Source organism: Candidatus Ichthyocystis sparus (assembly GCF_900078745.1).
Classification (GTDB): domain Bacteria; phylum Pseudomonadota; class Gammaproteobacteria; order Burkholderiales; family 2013Ark19i; genus Ichthyocystis; species Ichthyocystis sparus.
This window is the reverse complement of the sequence record NZ_FKII01000047.1, coordinates 61718-78150: the sequence shown is the minus strand read 5'-3', so window position 1 is coordinate 78150 and position 16433 is coordinate 61718. Positions and strand designations below refer to the sequence as shown.

The 16433-nt window shown below is 39.0% G+C and carries 22 protein-coding genes; 19 read left to right on the top strand and 3 right to left on the bottom strand.

What is annotated here, in order from left to right:
* The first annotated feature begins 329 nt into the window (after positions 1–329).
* The 14 genes from rpsF (at position 330) to A6733_RS03420 (ending at position 10646) form a co-directional block, all read left to right on the top strand.
* Positions 330–731, top strand: coding sequence for a 30S ribosomal protein S6 (rpsF, locus tag A6733_RS03485; protein ID WP_092402706.1), 402 nt, complete (start codon positions 330–332; stop codon positions 729–731).
* Entirely contained in the window at positions 718–1071 is a 354-nt protein-coding gene (locus tag A6733_RS03480; protein ID WP_141663446.1) for a single stranded DNA-binding domain-containing protein, read from the top strand. Before rpsF ends, A6733_RS03480 begins: the two co-directional genes overlap by 14 nt.
* Before the next feature lie 7 nt (positions 1072–1078).
* Complete coding sequence (rpsR, locus tag A6733_RS03475) at positions 1079–1384, top strand: 30S ribosomal protein S18 (RefSeq protein WP_092402711.1); 306 nt, start codon at positions 1079–1081, stop codon at positions 1382–1384.
* A 56-nt stretch (positions 1385–1440) separates the two neighbouring features.
* Positions 1441–1890: a 50S ribosomal protein L9 gene (gene rplI / locus A6733_RS03470; RefSeq protein WP_092402731.1), complete on the top strand. Its 450-nt coding sequence runs from the start codon at positions 1441–1443 to the stop codon at positions 1888–1890.
* Positions 1891–1929: 39 nt separating this feature from the next.
* On the top strand, positions 1930–2793 hold the full coding sequence (pyrF, locus tag A6733_RS03465; protein ID WP_092411552.1) for an orotidine-5'-phosphate decarboxylase: 864 nt from the start codon (positions 1930–1932) through the stop codon (positions 2791–2793).
* Positions 2783–4150, top strand: coding sequence for a replicative DNA helicase (gene dnaB / locus A6733_RS03460; RefSeq protein ID WP_092402715.1), 1368 nt, complete (start codon positions 2783–2785; stop codon positions 4148–4150). The genes pyrF and dnaB overlap by 11 nt, the downstream gene beginning before the upstream one ends.
* Positions 4151–4242: 92 nt before the next feature.
* Positions 4243–5496: an FtsH protease activity modulator HflK gene (hflK, locus tag A6733_RS03455; protein WP_092402717.1), complete on the top strand. Its 1254-nt coding sequence runs from the start codon at positions 4243–4245 to the stop codon at positions 5494–5496.
* Positions 5497–6375 (top strand): protease modulator HflC, encoded by an 879-nt coding sequence (gene hflC / locus A6733_RS03450; protein WP_092402719.1) that lies wholly within the window; start codon positions 5497–5499, stop codon positions 6373–6375. It begins immediately after the preceding gene.
* Between the two features lie 9 nt (positions 6376–6384).
* Positions 6385–6579: a DUF2065 domain-containing protein gene (locus tag A6733_RS03445; protein WP_092402721.1), complete on the top strand. Its 195-nt coding sequence runs from the start codon at positions 6385–6387 to the stop codon at positions 6577–6579.
* A gap of 30 nt (positions 6580–6609) precedes the next feature.
* Positions 6610–7905: an adenylosuccinate synthase gene (locus tag A6733_RS03440; RefSeq protein ID WP_092402723.1), complete on the top strand. Its 1296-nt coding sequence runs from the start codon at positions 6610–6612 to the stop codon at positions 7903–7905.
* A 30-nt stretch (positions 7906–7935) separates the two neighbouring features.
* On the top strand, positions 7936–8496 hold the full coding sequence (locus A6733_RS03435; protein WP_092460441.1) for an inner membrane-spanning protein YciB: 561 nt from the start codon (positions 7936–7938) through the stop codon (positions 8494–8496).
* Complete coding sequence (locus A6733_RS03430) at positions 8480–8773, top strand: BolA family protein (RefSeq protein WP_092460439.1); 294 nt, start codon at positions 8480–8482, stop codon at positions 8771–8773. The genes A6733_RS03435 and A6733_RS03430 overlap by 17 nt, the downstream gene beginning before the upstream one ends.
* A gap of 20 nt (positions 8774–8793) precedes the next feature.
* The gene (locus tag A6733_RS03425) at positions 8794–9588 is read left to right on the top strand and encodes a peptidylprolyl isomerase (RefSeq protein WP_092460437.1); all 795 of its coding nucleotides are present in this window, start codon (positions 8794–8796) and stop codon (positions 9586–9588) included.
* A gap of 272 nt (positions 9589–9860) precedes the next feature.
* The gene (locus A6733_RS03420; protein WP_092460435.1) at positions 9861–10646 is read left to right on the top strand and encodes a hypothetical protein; all 786 of its coding nucleotides are present in this window, start codon (positions 9861–9863) and stop codon (positions 10644–10646) included.
* Here the strand turns inward: A6733_RS03420 and A6733_RS03415 are convergent.
* Both A6733_RS03415 and A6733_RS03410 read right to left on the bottom strand, forming a co-directional pair.
* Positions 10639–11427 (bottom strand): 3-hydroxybutyrate dehydrogenase, encoded by a 789-nt coding sequence (locus tag A6733_RS03415; protein WP_092460433.1) that lies wholly within the window; start codon positions 11425–11427, stop codon positions 10639–10641. The two genes, A6733_RS03420 and A6733_RS03415, sit on opposite strands and share 8 nt — an antisense overlap.
* A gap of 27 nt (positions 11428–11454) precedes the next feature.
* Complete coding sequence (locus A6733_RS03410; protein WP_092403408.1) at positions 11455–11892, bottom strand: prepilin-type N-terminal cleavage/methylation domain-containing protein; 438 nt, start codon at positions 11890–11892, stop codon at positions 11455–11457.
* Positions 11893–12008: 116 nt separating this feature from the next.
* Between A6733_RS03410 and A6733_RS03405 the strand changes: the two genes are divergently transcribed.
* Positions 12009–12869, top strand: a complete 861-nt coding sequence (locus A6733_RS03405) for an MBL fold metallo-hydrolase (protein WP_092411547.1) — start codon at positions 12009–12011, stop codon at positions 12867–12869.
* Here the strand turns inward: A6733_RS03405 and thiL are convergent.
* A complete protein-coding gene (gene thiL / locus A6733_RS03400) occupies positions 12866–13840 on the bottom strand; it encodes a thiamine-phosphate kinase (protein ID WP_092403404.1) in 975 nt (324 codons plus the stop codon). The two genes, A6733_RS03405 and thiL, sit on opposite strands and share 4 nt — an antisense overlap.
* A gap of 149 nt (positions 13841–13989) precedes the next feature.
* Between thiL and A6733_RS03395 the strand changes: the two genes are divergently transcribed.
* The 4 genes from A6733_RS03395 to A6733_RS03385 all read left to right on the top strand — a co-directional run bounded on the left by A6733_RS03395 (position 13990) and on the right by A6733_RS03385 (position 16430).
* Complete coding sequence (locus A6733_RS03395) at positions 13990–14391, top strand: DUF2237 family protein (RefSeq protein ID WP_092403402.1); 402 nt, start codon at positions 13990–13992, stop codon at positions 14389–14391.
* Positions 14392–14611: 220 nt separating this feature from the next.
* Complete coding sequence (locus tag A6733_RS08815) at positions 14612–14752, top strand: hypothetical protein (RefSeq protein ID WP_176695673.1); 141 nt, start codon at positions 14612–14614, stop codon at positions 14750–14752.
* A 259-nt stretch (positions 14753–15011) separates the two neighbouring features.
* Positions 15012–15506 (top strand): hypothetical protein, encoded by a 495-nt coding sequence (locus A6733_RS03390; RefSeq protein ID WP_092460431.1) that lies wholly within the window; start codon positions 15012–15014, stop codon positions 15504–15506.
* A 366-nt stretch (positions 15507–15872) separates the two neighbouring features.
* Positions 15873–16430, top strand: coding sequence for a hypothetical protein (locus A6733_RS03385; protein ID WP_092411546.1), 558 nt, complete (start codon positions 15873–15875; stop codon positions 16428–16430).
* Positions 16431–16433 lie beyond the last annotated feature (3 nt).

The following is a 16433-nucleotide window of genomic DNA, read 5'->3' as shown; positions in this document are numbered from 1 at the left end:
GGCTATGGTATTTATGCTTTGCCAAAATTCAACGGAGTAATATCCATTATGTATGTCATTAATCACTTTTCTATATCCAACTTTTCAATGTGCACGTGCCTTTTCGGGGCTAAATGTGTTATTTGTATCAAGCATCTTTTTTGTTGTAAAAAAATGAAAATCGCCACTTTATGTAGTTTGCACTATACATAGCTTTTTACTTATCTATACTTTACTGATTGCAATATTATTTAATATGGCTAGAATATCCACTGTCCTTGTCTCCTTGTCTCCCTGTGTCGGATTGTAGACCCTATAGGGGGGGACTTTTCCGTGAGGAGTTTATTTGCATGCGTTATTATGAAATAGTTCTTATTATACATCCCGATCAAAGCGAGCAGGTTCAAGCAATGGTCGATCGCTATATGAATATGATTCTTAGTAAGGGTGGTTCTGTGTCTCGTCTCGAAGATTGGGGACGTAGGCAGCTCTCGTACCCTATTGAAAAAATTCATAAAGCACACTACGTCCTGATGAATGCTCTATGTTCACAGGATTCTCTTACCGAGCTGGAGCACGCTTTTCGATTCAATGATGCTATTTTGAGGCACCTTATCGTGCGCCGCAATGAGGAAATTTCCTCCCCTTCTCCGATTATGAAGGAAGAGAAGTCTCGTTCTCTCCTGAAGGTTGCTGGGTTGGATGATCCTGTTCCAGCTAAGGAGTCTTCTGAAGCGAGTGCTTCCGTGTAGCTTGGGGGGTGTTGTGTTTTATGCTCATTTTACCCAGGTTAATTTTGTTTATTTATCAGGTGTGTTGTGTGAGTTGTTTGTCCCTCGCTATACTCCTGCTGGCATTTCTGTTGTTGAGGGTACCTTGCGCCATACCTCCTCCAAGTCAGAATGTGAGTCTCTTTTGGCGGTGAGTGTTGATGTGCGCTTTGTGGTAGTTGGTGGTGATTTTGATAAAAAAGTTACTCCCTCTTGCATTGGGAAGGGGGTTATATTGGAAGGGTTTTGGGGTGCGCATGGGATATATAGGTCTCCGGTTCTCCATGTGAATTCTTTTTGGTTTTTCTGTGATAAGGAATAGTGTTTTTATGGCTACTCAGTTAACTTCCTCTGCTCGGGAGAGTGCGGCAAAGAAAGCTACCAAATCTAAGCGCCGTGATTCTTCTAGAGGAGTGTCTTTTAGAAGGCGTAAGTTTTGTCGTTTTACTTCAGAGAATGTTAAAGAGATCGATTATAAGGATGTTGATTTGTTATCATCTTTTGTTACTGAAACTGGTAAGATTATTCCAGCACGCTTGACTGGTACGAGTGCTTCTTATCAACGTCAACTTACTACTGCTATAAAAAGAGCTAGGTTTCTGGCTTTGTTGCCGTATACGGATGCTCATAAGTAGGGCAAGTGAATTTATTGGAATTAATGAGGAAGGGTCCTAGTGTGACAAGGTCGGTTGTGGAAGTTATTTTGCTTGAGAATGTTCCTTCGGTTGGCAAGTTGGGTGATGTTGTTTCTGTAAAGGCGGGTTACGCCCGTAATTTTTTGCTTCCCAAGGGTAAGGTAAAACGTGCTACGGAGCAAAGCAAAAGAGAATTTGAGCTTCATCGTAGAGAACTTGAAGAGATACAGCGTAGTAAGTTGACGGCGGCTCAAGAGCTTTCAAGGAAAATGTCTGGATTGACAGTTCAAATTACGCAGAAATCTGGGGTTGATGGCAGGCTATTTGGTTCTGTCGGTGTTGCTGATATCTTACGTCACCTTAATGAGAATGGTTTCTCACTTGAAAAGCGGTCGATTTGTCTTCCTCAACCTATAAAATCGGTAGGCGATCACGATGTCGTTATATCGGTTCACCCAGATGTTTCTTTTTCTGTAACTGTTTCTGTTTTGGGTGAAACCTCTTGATGTTTTATAGATTGGGATTTTTATTCTTTTGGTGTTGAGATGGAGCCTGTTAGAGCTCCTTTTTTGGAGCGTTTGGAGTCCTACCAGTTGCGTGTTTCGTCGCTCTTGTGTGTTGGTATTGACCCTGATCCCCGTTATATGGGCCTCAGTGATTTTGATGGCTCTTCTCTGTTTTCCTTCTGTAAGGATTTGGTTATACAAACCGCCCCTTTCGTGTGTGCTTTTAAGATTCAAGTTGCGCGCTTTGCTGCTTACGGTTTTGAAGATGAAGTGAGGCGGTTGGTGGATTTTATACATCTTCATTATCCTGATATCATTGTAATTTTGGATGCAAAGCGTGGTGATGTGCCATTTACTTCGGAGTGCTATGCTAAAGAGTGTTTTGAGCGCTACTCTGCTGATGCTGCGACTGTGAATCCATACTTAGGTGCGGATGCTGTACTTCCCTTTTCCTCTTATCAAGAAAGTGGTGATAGGGGAGTGTTTGTTCTATGTAAAACATCAAATTTGGGTTCTTCTGATTTACAAGAGTGTACGCTTTACGATGGTTGCAATGTATATATGAGAGTTGCTGGCTTGGTATCTAAGTTTTGTTCAAAATATAATAATTGTGGGTTGGTCGTAGGTGCAACATATCCTGATGCTATTTCTGAGATTCGCCTTAGTTATCCTCATTTGTGGTTTTTGGCTCCGGGCTGCGGTGTTCAAGGTGCGTCTTTAGAGAAGCTCATTGAAGCAACCGGGGGGAATAAAGTTTTAGTGGCGATTTCTCGTTCCATAAGCTATCCGTCTTATTTTTTTAAAGATATGAGTTTTTTTAAAGACTCAAAAGCAACACCTGCTAGTGTTGCTTTGTTTATGCGTGATCGAATTAATAAGTACAGGGCAGTCAATGTCTCCTAATGAAACTAATTTACTAAGGGTTCCTCCACACTCAATAGATGCAGAGCAAGCGGTGTTGGGCGGGTTGATGCTAGACAGCTCTGTTTGGGATAAGGTAGTTGATGTTATTACGGATAATGATTTTTACAGAAATGATCATAGAATAATATTTTCTCATATCATGAAGATGGTAGATGTTTCTCTACCTATAGATGTAGTTACATTGTCAGAGTCTCTAGAAAATAGTTCTCAATTGGATCTTGTCGGGGGAATGGCTTATTTAGCTGCAATTGTTAAGAATACTCCTTCTGCTGCGAATATACGTCATTACTCAGAGATTGTTCGTGATCGAGCAATTTTGCGGAGGCTAATTACTTTATCTAATGAAATTGCTGAGTTGGCTTTTCATCCTAGTGGTCGCTCATCTAGTGATATTCTTGATGAGTCTGAGCGTAAGATTTTTGGCATCGCTGAGAGGGGTGGTAAGAGCATTACTGGTTTTTCTGACATTCAGGTTGTTCTTGATGATGTGATGGAGCGATTGCAGGAAATTCAGGAATCAGGTCCCTCCAATATAACAGGGGTTCCTTCGGGTTATGTAGACCTCGACGATATGACCTCCGGTTTTCAGCCTGGAGATTTGATTGTTATTGCTGGAAGGCCTTCCATGGGGAAGACGGCTTTTTCTTTGAATATTGCAGAATATATTGCTGTGCAGCAAATGTTACCTGTTGGTATATTTAGTATGGAAATGTCCAGTACACAGCTTGCTATGCGAATGATTTCTTCTATGAGTCGCTTAAATCAGCGCAAAGTGAGAAATGCCCAACTTAGTAATGATGAATGGGAACGTCTTATTACCTCTTTTGGACTTTTGAAGGAGGCTCCTATATATATAGATGAGTCGGCTTCTCTTAATTCTTATGAAGTTAGGGCTAGAGTTAGGCGCCTTCATCGACACTATGGGGGAAAGTTGGGACTTGTTATTATTGATTACTTGCAGCTGATGTCGTCTGTTGGTAATCACAGTGATACGCGTGCAAACGCGGTTTCGGAGATTTCTCGTTCTATTAAGTCTTTGGCTAAGGAAGTAAATTGTCCTGTAATAGCCTTATCGCAATTGTCTCGTCGTGTGGAAGAACGTGGTGACAAGAGACCTCAAATGAATGACCTTAGAGAGTCTGGGGCAATAGAGCAAGATGCTGATCTTATTCTTATGTTATATCGTGATGAGTACTACAATCGAGATTCGCGTGAAAAGGGAGTATGTGAAGTTATCATAGGCAAACAACGTAATGGACCTGTTGGTACTGTTAGGCTCCATTTTTCTGGGGATATTACGCGATTTGAAAATCTTGCTCCTGTGCATGCGTATTAATTTATCCTCAGATGTTAGTACGTTGTTCCCTTAGATATTTTGCCATTTTGGTATACTTTTTGTGTTTTTCTAAAAACTAAGAGAAAGTTTCTATGAAATTTGTGCAGGGTGTGCGCTTTTTGCTGAACATTATTTTTAATCAGCAAACTCCTCCTGACTTAGAGCAGGTTTGGCAGGATTTTCTTAATAAACTGAAGTCTTTATTTGGAGTAAAAACTCCCACCAAGAAGTACAATTTTAACGATAATCGCCAACCCCCGTCTCCTTCTGAAGGTGGTTTTCCCTTTACCTTCGTTGTTGTTTTTGTATTAATTATTGTTATTTGGTTGTTGAGTGGTTTATACATTGTAGGCGCTAGTCAGCAGGCCGTAGAGTTGCGTTTTGGTAAGTATACTCAAACTCTTGGTCCTGGGTTACATTGGCATTGGCCGTTTCCCATCGAGAGTCGCGAGGTTTATGAAGTAACAAATGTTAGGACTGTTCAGCTTGGATATCATGACACGCCTGATAATTTAGACAAAGAAGAAGCTACAATGCTTACTGATGATGAGAACATTGTTAATATCCAATTTTCTGTTCAGTACAGCGTGCGTGATGTTAGAAAGTTTGCCTTTAACAACAGTTCCACTCCTGATGAATGGGTTAGGAAGGCCTCAGAGTCGGCAATGAGGGAAGTTGTTGGAAGGCACGTCATGGATTATGTCCTCTATGGAGGAAGAGCTGATATTTCTGATCTTTGTCAATCTCTTATACAAAGTATTCTGGATAGATATGGGACAGGAATTCAGATTATAAAGGTTAATTTACAAAATGCTCAACCTCCAGAACAAGTGCAGGACGCTTTTAGCGATGCTGTGAAGGCAGTGCAGGATAAGGAAAGGCAAAAGAATGAAGGTCAAACCTATGCCAATTCTGTAATTCCCAGGGCCAAGGGTGATGCGTCTCGAATAATCCAAATGGCTGAAGGCTACAAGCAAAGGGTAGTAAGTATGGCAAAGGGAGATTCTAGCCGATTTAGCCAGATTCTAGAAGCATATAGGAGGAATCCCAAAATAACGGAGGATCGTATTTACTTGGATTCCATGGAAAAAATATTGAAAAATTCCTCTAAGTTGTACATAAGTTCTCATTCTAACCAGAATGTGTTCTATTTGCCACTTGATAAGATTATGTCTCCTAAGGTTAATTCCTCTTTGCCAAGCGTAGATGAAACTACGCCCTCTACTCCCCCTAAGCCTGTTTCTTCTGCATCGCGTACAGATTCTTCTAAAGAAGACCTAACCTATCATAAACAAGGTGATCCCATGTCTTCTCTTTTGGGTACTCGCGAACGGGGAGGGCGTTAAATGAATTCTCGTTTTGTGGGCATTTATGTGTTTTTAGTAATATTTATATCAAGCTTTGCTGTGTTTACACTTGATGAGAGGGAGATGGCGGTAGTTTTGCAATTTGGGAAGATAAAGAGAGTTGTTTTGGATCCCGGTTTGCATTTTAAAGTTCCCTTTGTTGAGAATGTTAGGTTTTTTGATAAGCGTATACAGGTTCTAGACTCCCAGAACTCGGAGCGCTTCATTACCTCCGAGAAGAAAAATATTAACATTGATTCGTTTTTGAGGTGGCGTATCGTTGATCCAAAATTGTTCCTTACAACCATGTCTGGTAATTTATCTTTTGCTGAACTTCGTTTAACCCAAACTACTAATTCTGCCTTACGTGAAGAGGTTGGTAAGTTTCCTGTACATGATGTTATCTCTGGTCAGCGTGACGATATAATGCAGCGTGTTAACAAGAGTGCTGATGCTGATGCGCGTCAGTTTGGTGTTAAAATTGTTGATGTTAGGTTGCGTAGGGTCGATTTTCCTCCTGAAGTTAGCGATTCTGTTTTTCGTCGTATGAGAGCCGAACGTGAACGCGTTGCTGGTCAGTTAAGAGCTCAGGGTTTTGGTGAGGCTGAAAGTATACGTGCATCTGCTGATAAGGAGCGGCTTATTGTTTTGGCAGATGCCTACAGAAAAGCAGCAGAAATTCAAGGTAGTGGTGATGCCATGGCTGCTGATATTTATGCTAAGTCCTTTAAGAGTGATCCTTCGTTTTTTCGATTCTATAAGAGCATGCTTATTTATCAAGACTCTTTTAATGATAAATCAGATGTTTTGGTGCTAGATCCTAGTATTGATTTGCTCAAGTATATTTCCTCTCAGCATTCTTTACGTACTGATAAGTAGGTTTTTTATATGAATTGGGATAATTTGATCCATGCTTTGGCACTTTTTTTTGTTCTTGAGGGAATTTTGCCATTTGCCTTTCCTAAGATGTGGATAGAAAATTTTTCTAGGCTTTTGTCTATGCCTGTACAAAAGATTAGAATTTTTGGCCTTTCTATGATGCTTGTGGGTGTGTTTTTTTCGCTAATAGCACACATTAAGTAAAATATACTCGGAGTTATACTGGAGGTAGCTTTGCGTTCGTCGTCTTGTCAGAAACGTCATGTTGTAGTTGTTGGGGCGCAGTGGGGCGATGAGGGTAAGGGGAAGGTAGTAGATTACCTTGCTGCATCTTTAGTCTCTAGCGTAATACGTTTCCATGGCGGGCATAATGCTGGCCATACGCTATTTGTTGACGGTAAAAAGTTGATTTTGCATCTTATCCCGTCCGGAATTTTAAATCCAGAAGTGAATTGCTATATAGGAAATGGTGTTGTTGTCTCTCCTGTTGCTCTTTTAGAAGAAATAGCTTCTTTAGAGAGTTTAGGTATTAATGTTCGTTCTAGGTTAAGGATATCTCTTAATTGTTCTTTAATTTTGCCTTTTCATGCTCGTCTTGATGTTGCTCGTGATAGTGCACGTGGACATAGTCGTATTGGAACTACTGGGCGTGGTATTGGTCCAGCGTACGAAGACAAAGTTGCAAGGCGTAGTGTGCGTATGCAGGATCTTCTTTCCTTAGACCGTCTAAGTAGAGTTTTGAAGGATCTGGTAGACTTCTATAATCAATCTTTTTCGTTTTTAAATTCCTCTCCTATAGATTATAAGCAAAATTTGGATGCCTTGTGGTCTGCGTCTCAGCAGTTAATGCCTATGGCATGTGATGTTTCTAGTGTTTTGCATAGTGAAGACAAAGATGGCAAAGTTTTTTTGTTCGAGGGGGCACAGGGAGTGTTTCTTGATCTTGACCATGGGACATATCCATTTGTTACTTCTTCTAATTGTGTTTCTGCTCAGGCTGCTATTGGTTCTGGGGTTAGTCATTTTTTATTGCATAACGTTATTGGAGTTACAAAGGCTTATTGTACACGCGTAGGTTCTGGGCCATTTCCAACAGAAATTACTGATAGCTTTTCAGATTATTTTTTAAACAAGGGCTGTGAATTTGGCTCCACTACTGGTCGTGCAAGGCGATGTGGATGGCTAGATATTCCTATGTTACGTCGTGCCCATCAGTTAAACGGATTTTCCTCATTATGTTTGACAAAACTTGATGTTTTGGATGAAGTAGAAGAGATACCAGTGTGTATTGGGTATTCATATGAAGGGGTTGCACATGATATTGCATCCACAGATTGTGTTTATTTGGATAAGTGTGAACCGATCTATGAAATTTTGCCAGGATGGAAACAGTCAACTCTTGGAATCTCTTCATTTGATGATTTGCCTGAAAATGCGCAGCTCTATGTTCAGTATCTGGAAGATCTCGTTGGTGTTTCTGTATCCATGGTAGGTACTGGTCCAAAACGAGATGATCTTATATTGAGGTAGGAGTTAATAGTTTTTAAAACAAAGGTGCTTATGAGATTACTGTTAAATATCATTCCTCTTTTAGCTTTTATCGTTGTTTATTTCCTGAAGGGAATATATTGGGCTACTGCATCTTTAATTGTTGCGCAATTTGTACAGATTGTTATTTTTAAGTTGCTTTCATACAACATTGATGTATCAACTAAATTGATGTTTTTTCTTGCCTTGGTTTTAGGCGGGATGACCATAATATTCCATAATGCACGCTTTATACAGATAAAACCTACAGTTGTTTATTGGATAAGTTCTTTAGTTTTTCTGGTTGCGCATATTAGGGGTAAGAATATACCTGAGGTTCTTTTCAAGAACCATCTAGATTTCAAAGTTTTACCTTTTGTTTGGAAAAATATTAGTCTGGCCTGGATATTATCTTTTCTCTTGTTAGGCATACTCAATATTTATGTTGCTCTTTATTTTAATGTAGATACATGGTTTTACTTTAAACTTTATTTCGTTTCAGCATTTTTAATTATATTATCCATTGTTCAGATTGCTTATCTCTTTCGTAACCGTTTATCTGTTGCCGAGGAGACTGATGATCGACGATTATAATGGTGATAGAGATTTTAGCGACATTTTGCATGAAATTAGGGAGAGGCTGAGGAATGCGTTTTCTCCTCTGTCACTGCTAGTAGAGCGTAGGCCTCATCCACAACATAATGATGGTCGTGACCAATCTGGGATACATGTGTATGTCTACATAGAGTCTTCTGTGTTCAATGGTAAAACTAAGCTACAGTCACATCGCTTGGTATACAGTACACTTGATGATATGATCCAGAGTAAGATACACTCTATAAGTATCAAGGTAGTCCCTGTTTCTGTTTGAATCAAAAGAAGGGTTTTCGGATGAAAAACAAGTTTTTAGTTGCTGCTATCTTGGGCGGAATGGTGTTTAGTGCTGTTGCTGCTATCCCTCAGGACTCTATTGCTGTTGTTAATGGTGAAAAAGTTTCTAAGTCTGTTGTTGACTTTTTGATGTCTCAGGCACCAGCGGGCTACCTGAAGGATGATAAACGTGCTGGAGAGGTGCGCGAGCATATTAAAGATCAGCTTGTTCGTGCTTTAGTTATTTATCAGGAGGCAAAGAAGCGTGGGTTTGAGGAGCATCCTGATGTTAAAATTGCTCAAAATTTGGCTGCGCAGGATGTTGTTGTTCGTGCGTTTATAAAGGACTACATGGACACTCATAAGCCGACTGATCGCCAATTGAAAGAAGCCTACGAAAAAATGAAGCAAAACATGAATGGACAGGAGCTTCATTTGCATCACATTTTGGTGTCGTCTGATAAGGATGCTAAAATGATCAAGTCAAAACTGTTAAGAGGAGCTAAATTCGAAGATTTAGCTAAGAGGTATAGTAAGGATACTGTTTCTAAGTCTAATGGTGGTGATTTGGGTTGGGCTTCACCGAGCGTATATGTAAAATCTTTTGCTGATGTTGCAGAGTCCCTTAAGGAGGGTGCTATTTCTGATCCCGTTAAGACCCAATTTGGCTGGCACATAATTCGTCGTGATGCTGCACGTCCCACTAAAGTTCCTGATTTTGATGCCATTAAGCCTCAATTAGAACAGATGGTAGTACAAGAGGATTTGCAAAAATACGTCGACTCGCTGCTTAAAATGGCCAAGGTAGAGCGGTAATTATTGCATAATTTTCTTCTTATTTTTTATGATATGGGTCCCAAAGAGGACCCATTTTTTTCCTACTTTTTTGTTTATTGCTGTGTTTTTATGCAGAGTAATTTTATGTAATTGTAATTACAATATATTCTGGTGTTTGTTTACTCTAAGATTTGGTCTATTTCATTGCTTACCCCTACGGGTCTGGTCCTATCTTATTGGCTGTCGGAGTTCTATGTTTCTAGAAGAGCATTGTGCTAAATTTGCCGTTATTATCATAGAGAGGGGTTAGCGTGGTAAATTGCTGCGATATTTTTTCATCGGTTGATCCAGATCTTCATCCTGCTGTTTTGCATAGAATTTGGTGTATGTTATCTGGTACTGGCCCTAATCCGGATGGCAGTGATTCCGCAGCCGTTCCTTTTGTCGCGATTTCTTATCCTGAGGGTCATTCAGTCTCTGTTAGTCCCGGCAGTTTCGAAGATATGATGCAGCTTGTAGGTTCTGTTTATGGTTCTTCTAGCGGATGGAGTGTATTGGGTGATCCATCAGTTACTCTTAAATCAGTTTCACATTCAAGTACTGAGGGTTGGTGCTGGAAGCGTAGTGTCACTATATGTGGTTCTTGCTTAAGTGTGCTTTCTTTGCTACCACCTTCCGGTGCTGATGCTGATAATGATGAATCTACAGATGTTGAGTCCTGTGCTAGTAGTGAATCTAGTGATGCTGAACCTTTTTCATTGCCCGATTGCTATTTTTGTGAGGGTAGTGGAAGTAGTTCTAATTTATCTCTAATATCTTCTGTTGGATCTGAATATGAAGAGGAGGTTGGTGCTTTTGAGCCAAATGGGGATTTGGGTTCATCTGATCCTGATACCTTGTCCTTGTCGGTAGGGGAAAGTGTTTGCGATGAATCCACTCCACTTATTCCTCATAGGAGTAGTAGACTGGGGGGTGATGAGGATATAGGGTGGTTGCTTATTATTGTGCTCATCTTGGCAGCAATGATAACCATTGCTGTGCTAGCAGCCATGCTGTGGTCCGTCATACACTACCTCATGATTCATGTTTCTAAGTAGCTGTCCATCCTCCGTCTATGCTAAAAGAGGAACCTCGTATTTCCTGTGCTTCCTCGCCTGATAAAAACAGGCACAGTGAACTTACTTGCTCTATAGTTACAAATTTTCCTGACGGTTGCTTCTCTAAGAGTAGTTTCTTTTTTGCTGATTCAAAATCTAATTTTTCCGTCTTTGCTAATTCTTCTACTTGCTTTTTTACTAGCTCGGTCAAAACCCACCCAGGGGAAATTGCATTACATGTTACTCCAGTCTGTGCATTTTCTAGGGCAACTACTTTTGTTAAGCCTAACAGTCCATGCTTGGCAGCAACATAAGCACTTTTGTTTGCCGATCCTACTAAAGCATGAGCAGAGCATATGTTTATAATTCTACCGTAATTTTTTTCCTTCATCCCAGGAAGTGCTAACCTAGTAGTATGAAAAGATGCACTCAAATTTACAGCTATGATATTGTCCCATTTCTCAACAGAAAAATGTTCAATAGGTGATAGATGCTGGATACCTGCATTATTGATAAGGATATCTACTGTTCCTAGGGAGGATTTTATTTTTTCGAACAGTGATTCTATCTCCTTGGGTACAGACATATCTGCAGGAAAGTAAGTCATGTTGTTTCTTAAAGAGGGATCAATTAATTCCTGCAATTCTTTCTTCGAAGAATTTGCACTATTAAATACGACTTTTGCTCCTTTTGTGAGGAATTTTTCTGCTATACCGAATCCTAACCCTGAGCTCGATCCAGTTACTAGCACCACTTTGTCCTGGTAATAGGTATCTCTCATTAAAAATGTCCTATAATTATTGAAGTTTTAGCATTTGCCTGATGTGTACTCACTTGAAACAGATGTGCTACACGACATAGTTATGCCAGCCTTAGGTGTAAATTCGAATTTCAAGGTTATTGTTTTATTTCGTAATTCAGCCCTAATACCAGTTTTGCTAGAATAATTTTTATAGGTAAGTGTAGCGGTGCAGGCATTTCCATTTTTGGCAAATACTGCCTGACTGAAGTACTGAGAATCTTGATCAGTAAAGTTTACAGTCCCAGTTTTGCATCTTGATGACAAAGCCATGCTTTTTTGGGCGGAAGATCCTGCTATGAGCATTGCTTCTTGTAAGGAATCAATAAATTGTGACCTATTACCAAAATATACAAACACCGTAGCAGAAACGCTAGCTAGTATAGCTATCATGGAAACAGCAATCATAAACTCAAGCACGCTGAATCCTTTAGCATTGCTGGGCATTGCCTACACCTTATATAGTTAGTAATATAATGCTGTATTATATAATGTACGTGTTTAATTTGTTTCTATCTTGAACATTTGTATGGTCTTTGCCTAAACTACTATAGGTTCTGTCTATGTTCTCTATTGAACATTTTTTTGATGAAGCAACCAATTCCTTTACCTATGTCTTACACGATGATATCACCTCCGAAGCTGCTGTTATAGATCCAGTTATTTTTTATGACAATAATAGTAGCCAGGTTGAGATTGGTTCGCTAGAGAAAGTAATAAACTATATAAATTATAAGAATCTTACTTTGCGCTGGATATTGGAAACTCATATTCATGCTGATCATCTAACAGGATCGTTTTATCTTAGGAAAGAGTTTGGTGGCAAGATAGCTATTTCTGATCAAATATTTAATGTTCTTAATGTATGGGCACCAAAGTTTGGTTGGGATCTGAATAATAACTTTCTTGAAGGAGGTTTCGATCACTTTTTGAAGGATGGGGAAGAAATATTATTAGGAAACCATAAAATCAAAGTGTTACTGAGCTCTGGCCATACTCCGGCATCTCTAAGCTATCTGTTCAATGATGCTGTCTTTGTGGGTGATGCACTGATGATGCCTGATTTAGGTACTGCAAGGACAGATTTTATAGGAGGAAGTGCTAAAGAACTGTATCATTCGGTGAAAAATATTTACTTACTTCCTGAAAATTATCGTGTGTTTGTAGGACACGACTATCCTTCTGGTAGAAAATTGGAATGTTTTGCCACAATAGGTGAGCATGTTAGGACAAATGCCATGATTAGAGGAAAAACTAAGGAGGAAGATTTTGTCTTCGCGCGTAACAAAAAAGACGAGGGCAAAAGCTACCCTCGACTAATTTTTCAGGCAGTCCAATTTAATCTAAAGTTGGGGTTTACTGAACCATTGATGAAAGGTAAGCCTTTCTTCTTTACTATACCGGTTTATAACAAATTGTCTTAACTGAAATGGGAAAAGCTGTCTATCGGTAGGATTTTTTCCGATCCGTGCTTTTTTAGTATGATCCTTTCCTCGAGGTTTTGCGTTATCCTGCCAATTGTTGTCAAATCGTATTTGAACTCTTGTTTAAATTCTCTAACAATGTTGTCTACCATATCAGGACTTACGCAAAATATTAATCCATAGTCTTCCCCTCCTGTAAGTTGTACTGTTTCAGGGTCACACCCAAGATTTTCGCATACTTTAGCAAAGGAATAAGAAGGGGGGAACCAGTCTTGTTCTATTACAGAACTTTTTTTAGATTGTTTGAGTATTCTTACTAGGTTAGGTAATATTCCATCCGATGTATCTGTCATAGCATGCACCTGAGGGCGCTTTGCCAGCCATTTACCCTCAGCGAATCTGTTTGCTGGTCTCTTGAGTGCTTTTTGATATATCTCAAGCGATTTGTTGCAAGATATATCATTTTCGTATGATAGTAACCCTACGTGAGCATGGCCAGCATTACCACACAGTAATATGAAATCACCATCCTCAGCTCCATTTATCCTCTTTATATACTTGGATTCAGATACGCCAATTAGTGTGATGACAATTTGTATTTCTCTAGGCGATTTGCTGACATTGCCACCCATTACTTCTATATTGGTATCTTTGCAAAATTCACAAAAAAAGTTGCTCCATTGAAGCATGTATGATGCTTTTTTTTTCGGGAAAGATATGCTGTTCCACAGATATTTGGGTGTTGCGCCCATAGCTGATATATCACTTATGTTTACAGCTAATGCCTTATAAGCAAGATCTTGCGGCGTATAGTACTTAGTGCTAAAGTGAATGCTCTCAGTTAATGTATCTTGAGTAGTTAGATAATAACTATTATCCCCGTTGGGGATAATAGAAGAATCGTCTCCAATGCCATTTGCGATAGGGAAGTTATTCCTAAAAATATTAATTATCTCTTCTTCTAAATCCATAACAATCTTTTAATGTATAACGCGCTAACTAAATTACGTGCGCTGCTCTTGTTAGTTAGGCGTATGACCTCTACGTGTATTGTCTTATATTGCCACTTTTTACTTTAGTAAGCTATATTATTTGTTATTTATAGCTATAGGAGACATTAGTGTCGTGCATTTCTATAGGTGAGAAGAATGTTTTAGGTGGTGCTTTGGAATCGTGTTGCTTTTTCCCTAGGGCTGTTGGAAGTTCTGGCGGCTTTTGTAGATCTATCTCTGGTGATTCAGATAACGAGCCTCTAGTATGTGCTTTGATAAGTGAGGATTTTTTTTCTTTTTTACGTTCAAATATTCCAGATTTTTGTGATAGTAGCGAAATTTATGTAGATCTTTGGTGCTGCATCCCTGTTTCTATATGGAAAAAAGCATTTGATGCTAATGTTGCTCCGTTGGTTAATTTAACCGCTACTCATGAATCAGTTTTGTCGGTTGTTTCTATTAACAGTCTACTAAGTAAGCGATATGCTATATGGAATGATAAGGCAACACCAAAATCATCTACCACTTGATACATATATTCATTCGCCAGTACACCGTAAATACAACAAAGTACATCCTTTTATAAAAATTATTGTTTGGATTTGTTATTTATATGTCACTTAAATGGCCTTTATTGGACTATTGCTTGAGTTTTATAGGTGTTTGCCCTTGGTAGATAATACTAATAGAGAATAATGGTACTTTCACTGATAATGTCCCTAGTGTTGTTTTTGTGTGGGAAATTGAGGATTGTTTGAGGGAACAGAGAGAAGGTGTTGGGGTAAGAGGGATTCTGCGGTGTTTGTTTTTAGGTTGCCGCGTGTGCTCTGGTTGGTGAGTTTGAGAGTTAGTCCTAATTGCGGTTTTTTCTCCTGGCCTTTAGTTTGGTGATTCTAGTGTTCTAGGTTTGTTTAAATTTAATGGTGAAAGAAGAAAAGAAACTGTCCCAACCGGGCAAGCGGTGCAATGATAACAACAATACAATAACTACAACGATAACAATAATAGAACAATAACAACAATACAACGATTATAATAATACAGTGCCGGCAATAATAAAGCTGTCATAGGGTGGATTTTTTTCTTCTCACCTCCTTATTATATACGGGGCGCGTACAGTGTCGTAATTGAAGGGGGTCGGAGGAGTGTTATGGAAAATTCTGCCTTAGGTCGTGGAAGTACCTCTCCTGTTGATGTTCCTGGCGTTCCTTGGTGGGCGCACCATTACGATGTTGATTGGCGTTACTCTGGTATGGAGTATCCCTGTCGCGCTGAGTCGCCGGGTAGTGATTGGTCTGGATCTGGTTCATTTTTGTCACCACCACCACCTTCTCTTTTGTCTTCTTCTTCCCTTGTGTACTGCGGTTTTGGATCGCTGCGCAGTGGTGGATATGGGTCTGAGTCTGATGATTTGGGTTCTGTGAGTTCTGATGATGAAACTCCTCCTCTTCCTCCTCCTTTATCTTCTTCTCCTACTGGCTTGTGTTCTTCCGGTGATGTTTGTGAGGGGAGGGTGTGTGCTCCGTATGATGATAAATGTTGGCGTTGGGGATCTATTGCTGTTTTATTAATGATTATTGCTCTTCTTATTTTGTCTCTTGCGGTTTTGTTATTGACACTTTTGTTAAGTATGTCTATTTTATGACGTCTGTTTAAATTACTAACTTATTTTTAGTTGCTATTTTGTTTCTTGGTTTTTTTGTGCCGATTACTTGTCGGTTATTTTATTATTTGGCAATCTGATATCTAATCTACTGCCATTTTTCTCTTCGTATCTTATTACTGTTATAGAATAATTCTTATTCTGATAAATCTAATCTAGTTTATTTTTCTATTATTATATCACTCTGATTTGTATGGTATTGACATTTGTTTTTTGTGGATTTCTTACTTTTCCTGACTCATAATCAGTATTTTGCTGTAGTCATACATCATACATATAGTGTTGATTTATTTTATTCATTTTACTACAATGTCACATAATTGTAGTTTTTTTATTTAGGTTAGAATCATGCATGCCTCGTACGGTAGCTTATTATCAGAATATATTAACTTATCAGATTCTAGTGCCAATTATGATGAGTCTGACATTGAATTACTAGAACTTGGCTTGAGTTCTTCTGAAATATTAGATAGTGATTTTACCTCTAGTAAAAATACAAGTGGTAATTGTGAACCAGACATCGAATTACTAGAACTTGGCTTGAGTTCTTCTGAAATATTAGATAGTGATTTTACCTCTAGTAAAAATACAAGTGGTAATTGTGAACCAGACATCGAATTACTAGAACTTGGCTTGAGATCTCCTGAGGTCTTGGATAGTGACTTTGCTTCTAGTAAAAACATAGGTAGTAATTATGAAGCAGACATTGAATTACTGGAACTTGGTTCGAGTTTTTCTGGAAGCTTAAGTGATGATTTTACCGTCGACAAAATCAGTAATTGTTCCTCTAATAGTTCTCACATAAAGTACGACAAATATTCTATTTCTTCAGCGATAATAGGTGAGATTGTAATGTGTATAGCTATTATTTTCATGATTATACTTATATTAGCTAGGTATTTTTAGTGG

Bases quoted from the DNA above. Each gene is read 5' to 3' on its own strand.
- rpsF (WP_092402706.1), top strand. From the start codon at position 330: ATGCGTTATTATGAAATAGTTCTTATTATACATCCCGATCAAAGCGAG.
- rpsR (WP_092402711.1), top strand. From the start codon at position 1,079: ATGGCTACTCAGTTAACTTCCTCTGCTCGGGAGAGTGCGGCAAAGAAA.
- pyrF (WP_092411552.1), top strand. From the start codon at position 1,930: ATGGAGCCTGTTAGAGCTCCTTTTTTGGAGCGTTTGGAGTCCTACCAG.
- dnaB (WP_092402715.1), top strand. From the start codon at position 2,783: ATGTCTCCTAATGAAACTAATTTACTAAGGGTTCCTCCACACTCAATA.
- hflK (WP_092402717.1), top strand. From the start codon at position 4,243: ATGAAATTTGTGCAGGGTGTGCGCTTTTTGCTGAACATTATTTTTAAT.
- hflC (WP_092402719.1), top strand. From the start codon at position 5,497: ATGAATTCTCGTTTTGTGGGCATTTATGTGTTTTTAGTAATATTTATA.
- A6733_RS03445 (WP_092402721.1), top strand. From the start codon at position 6,385: ATGAATTGGGATAATTTGATCCATGCTTTGGCACTTTTTTTTGTTCTT.
- A6733_RS03435 (WP_092460441.1), top strand. From the start codon at position 7,936: ATGAGATTACTGTTAAATATCATTCCTCTTTTAGCTTTTATCGTTGTT.
- A6733_RS03430 (WP_092460439.1), top strand. From the start codon at position 8,480: ATGATCGACGATTATAATGGTGATAGAGATTTTAGCGACATTTTGCAT.
- A6733_RS03425 (WP_092460437.1), top strand. From the start codon at position 8,794: ATGAAAAACAAGTTTTTAGTTGCTGCTATCTTGGGCGGAATGGTGTTT.
- A6733_RS03415 (WP_092460433.1), bottom strand. From the start codon at position 11,427: ATGAGAGATACCTATTACCAGGACAAAGTGGTGCTAGTAACTGGATCG.
- A6733_RS03410 (WP_092403408.1), bottom strand. From the start codon at position 11,892: ATGCCCAGCAATGCTAAAGGATTCAGCGTGCTTGAGTTTATGATTGCT.
- A6733_RS03405 (WP_092411547.1), top strand. From the start codon at position 12,009: ATGTTCTCTATTGAACATTTTTTTGATGAAGCAACCAATTCCTTTACC.
- thiL (WP_092403404.1), bottom strand. From the start codon at position 13,840: ATGGATTTAGAAGAAGAGATAATTAATATTTTTAGGAATAACTTCCCT.
- A6733_RS03390 (WP_092460431.1), top strand. From the start codon at position 15,012: ATGGAAAATTCTGCCTTAGGTCGTGGAAGTACCTCTCCTGTTGATGTT.
- A6733_RS03385 (WP_092411546.1), top strand. From the start codon at position 15,873: ATGCATGCCTCGTACGGTAGCTTATTATCAGAATATATTAACTTATCA.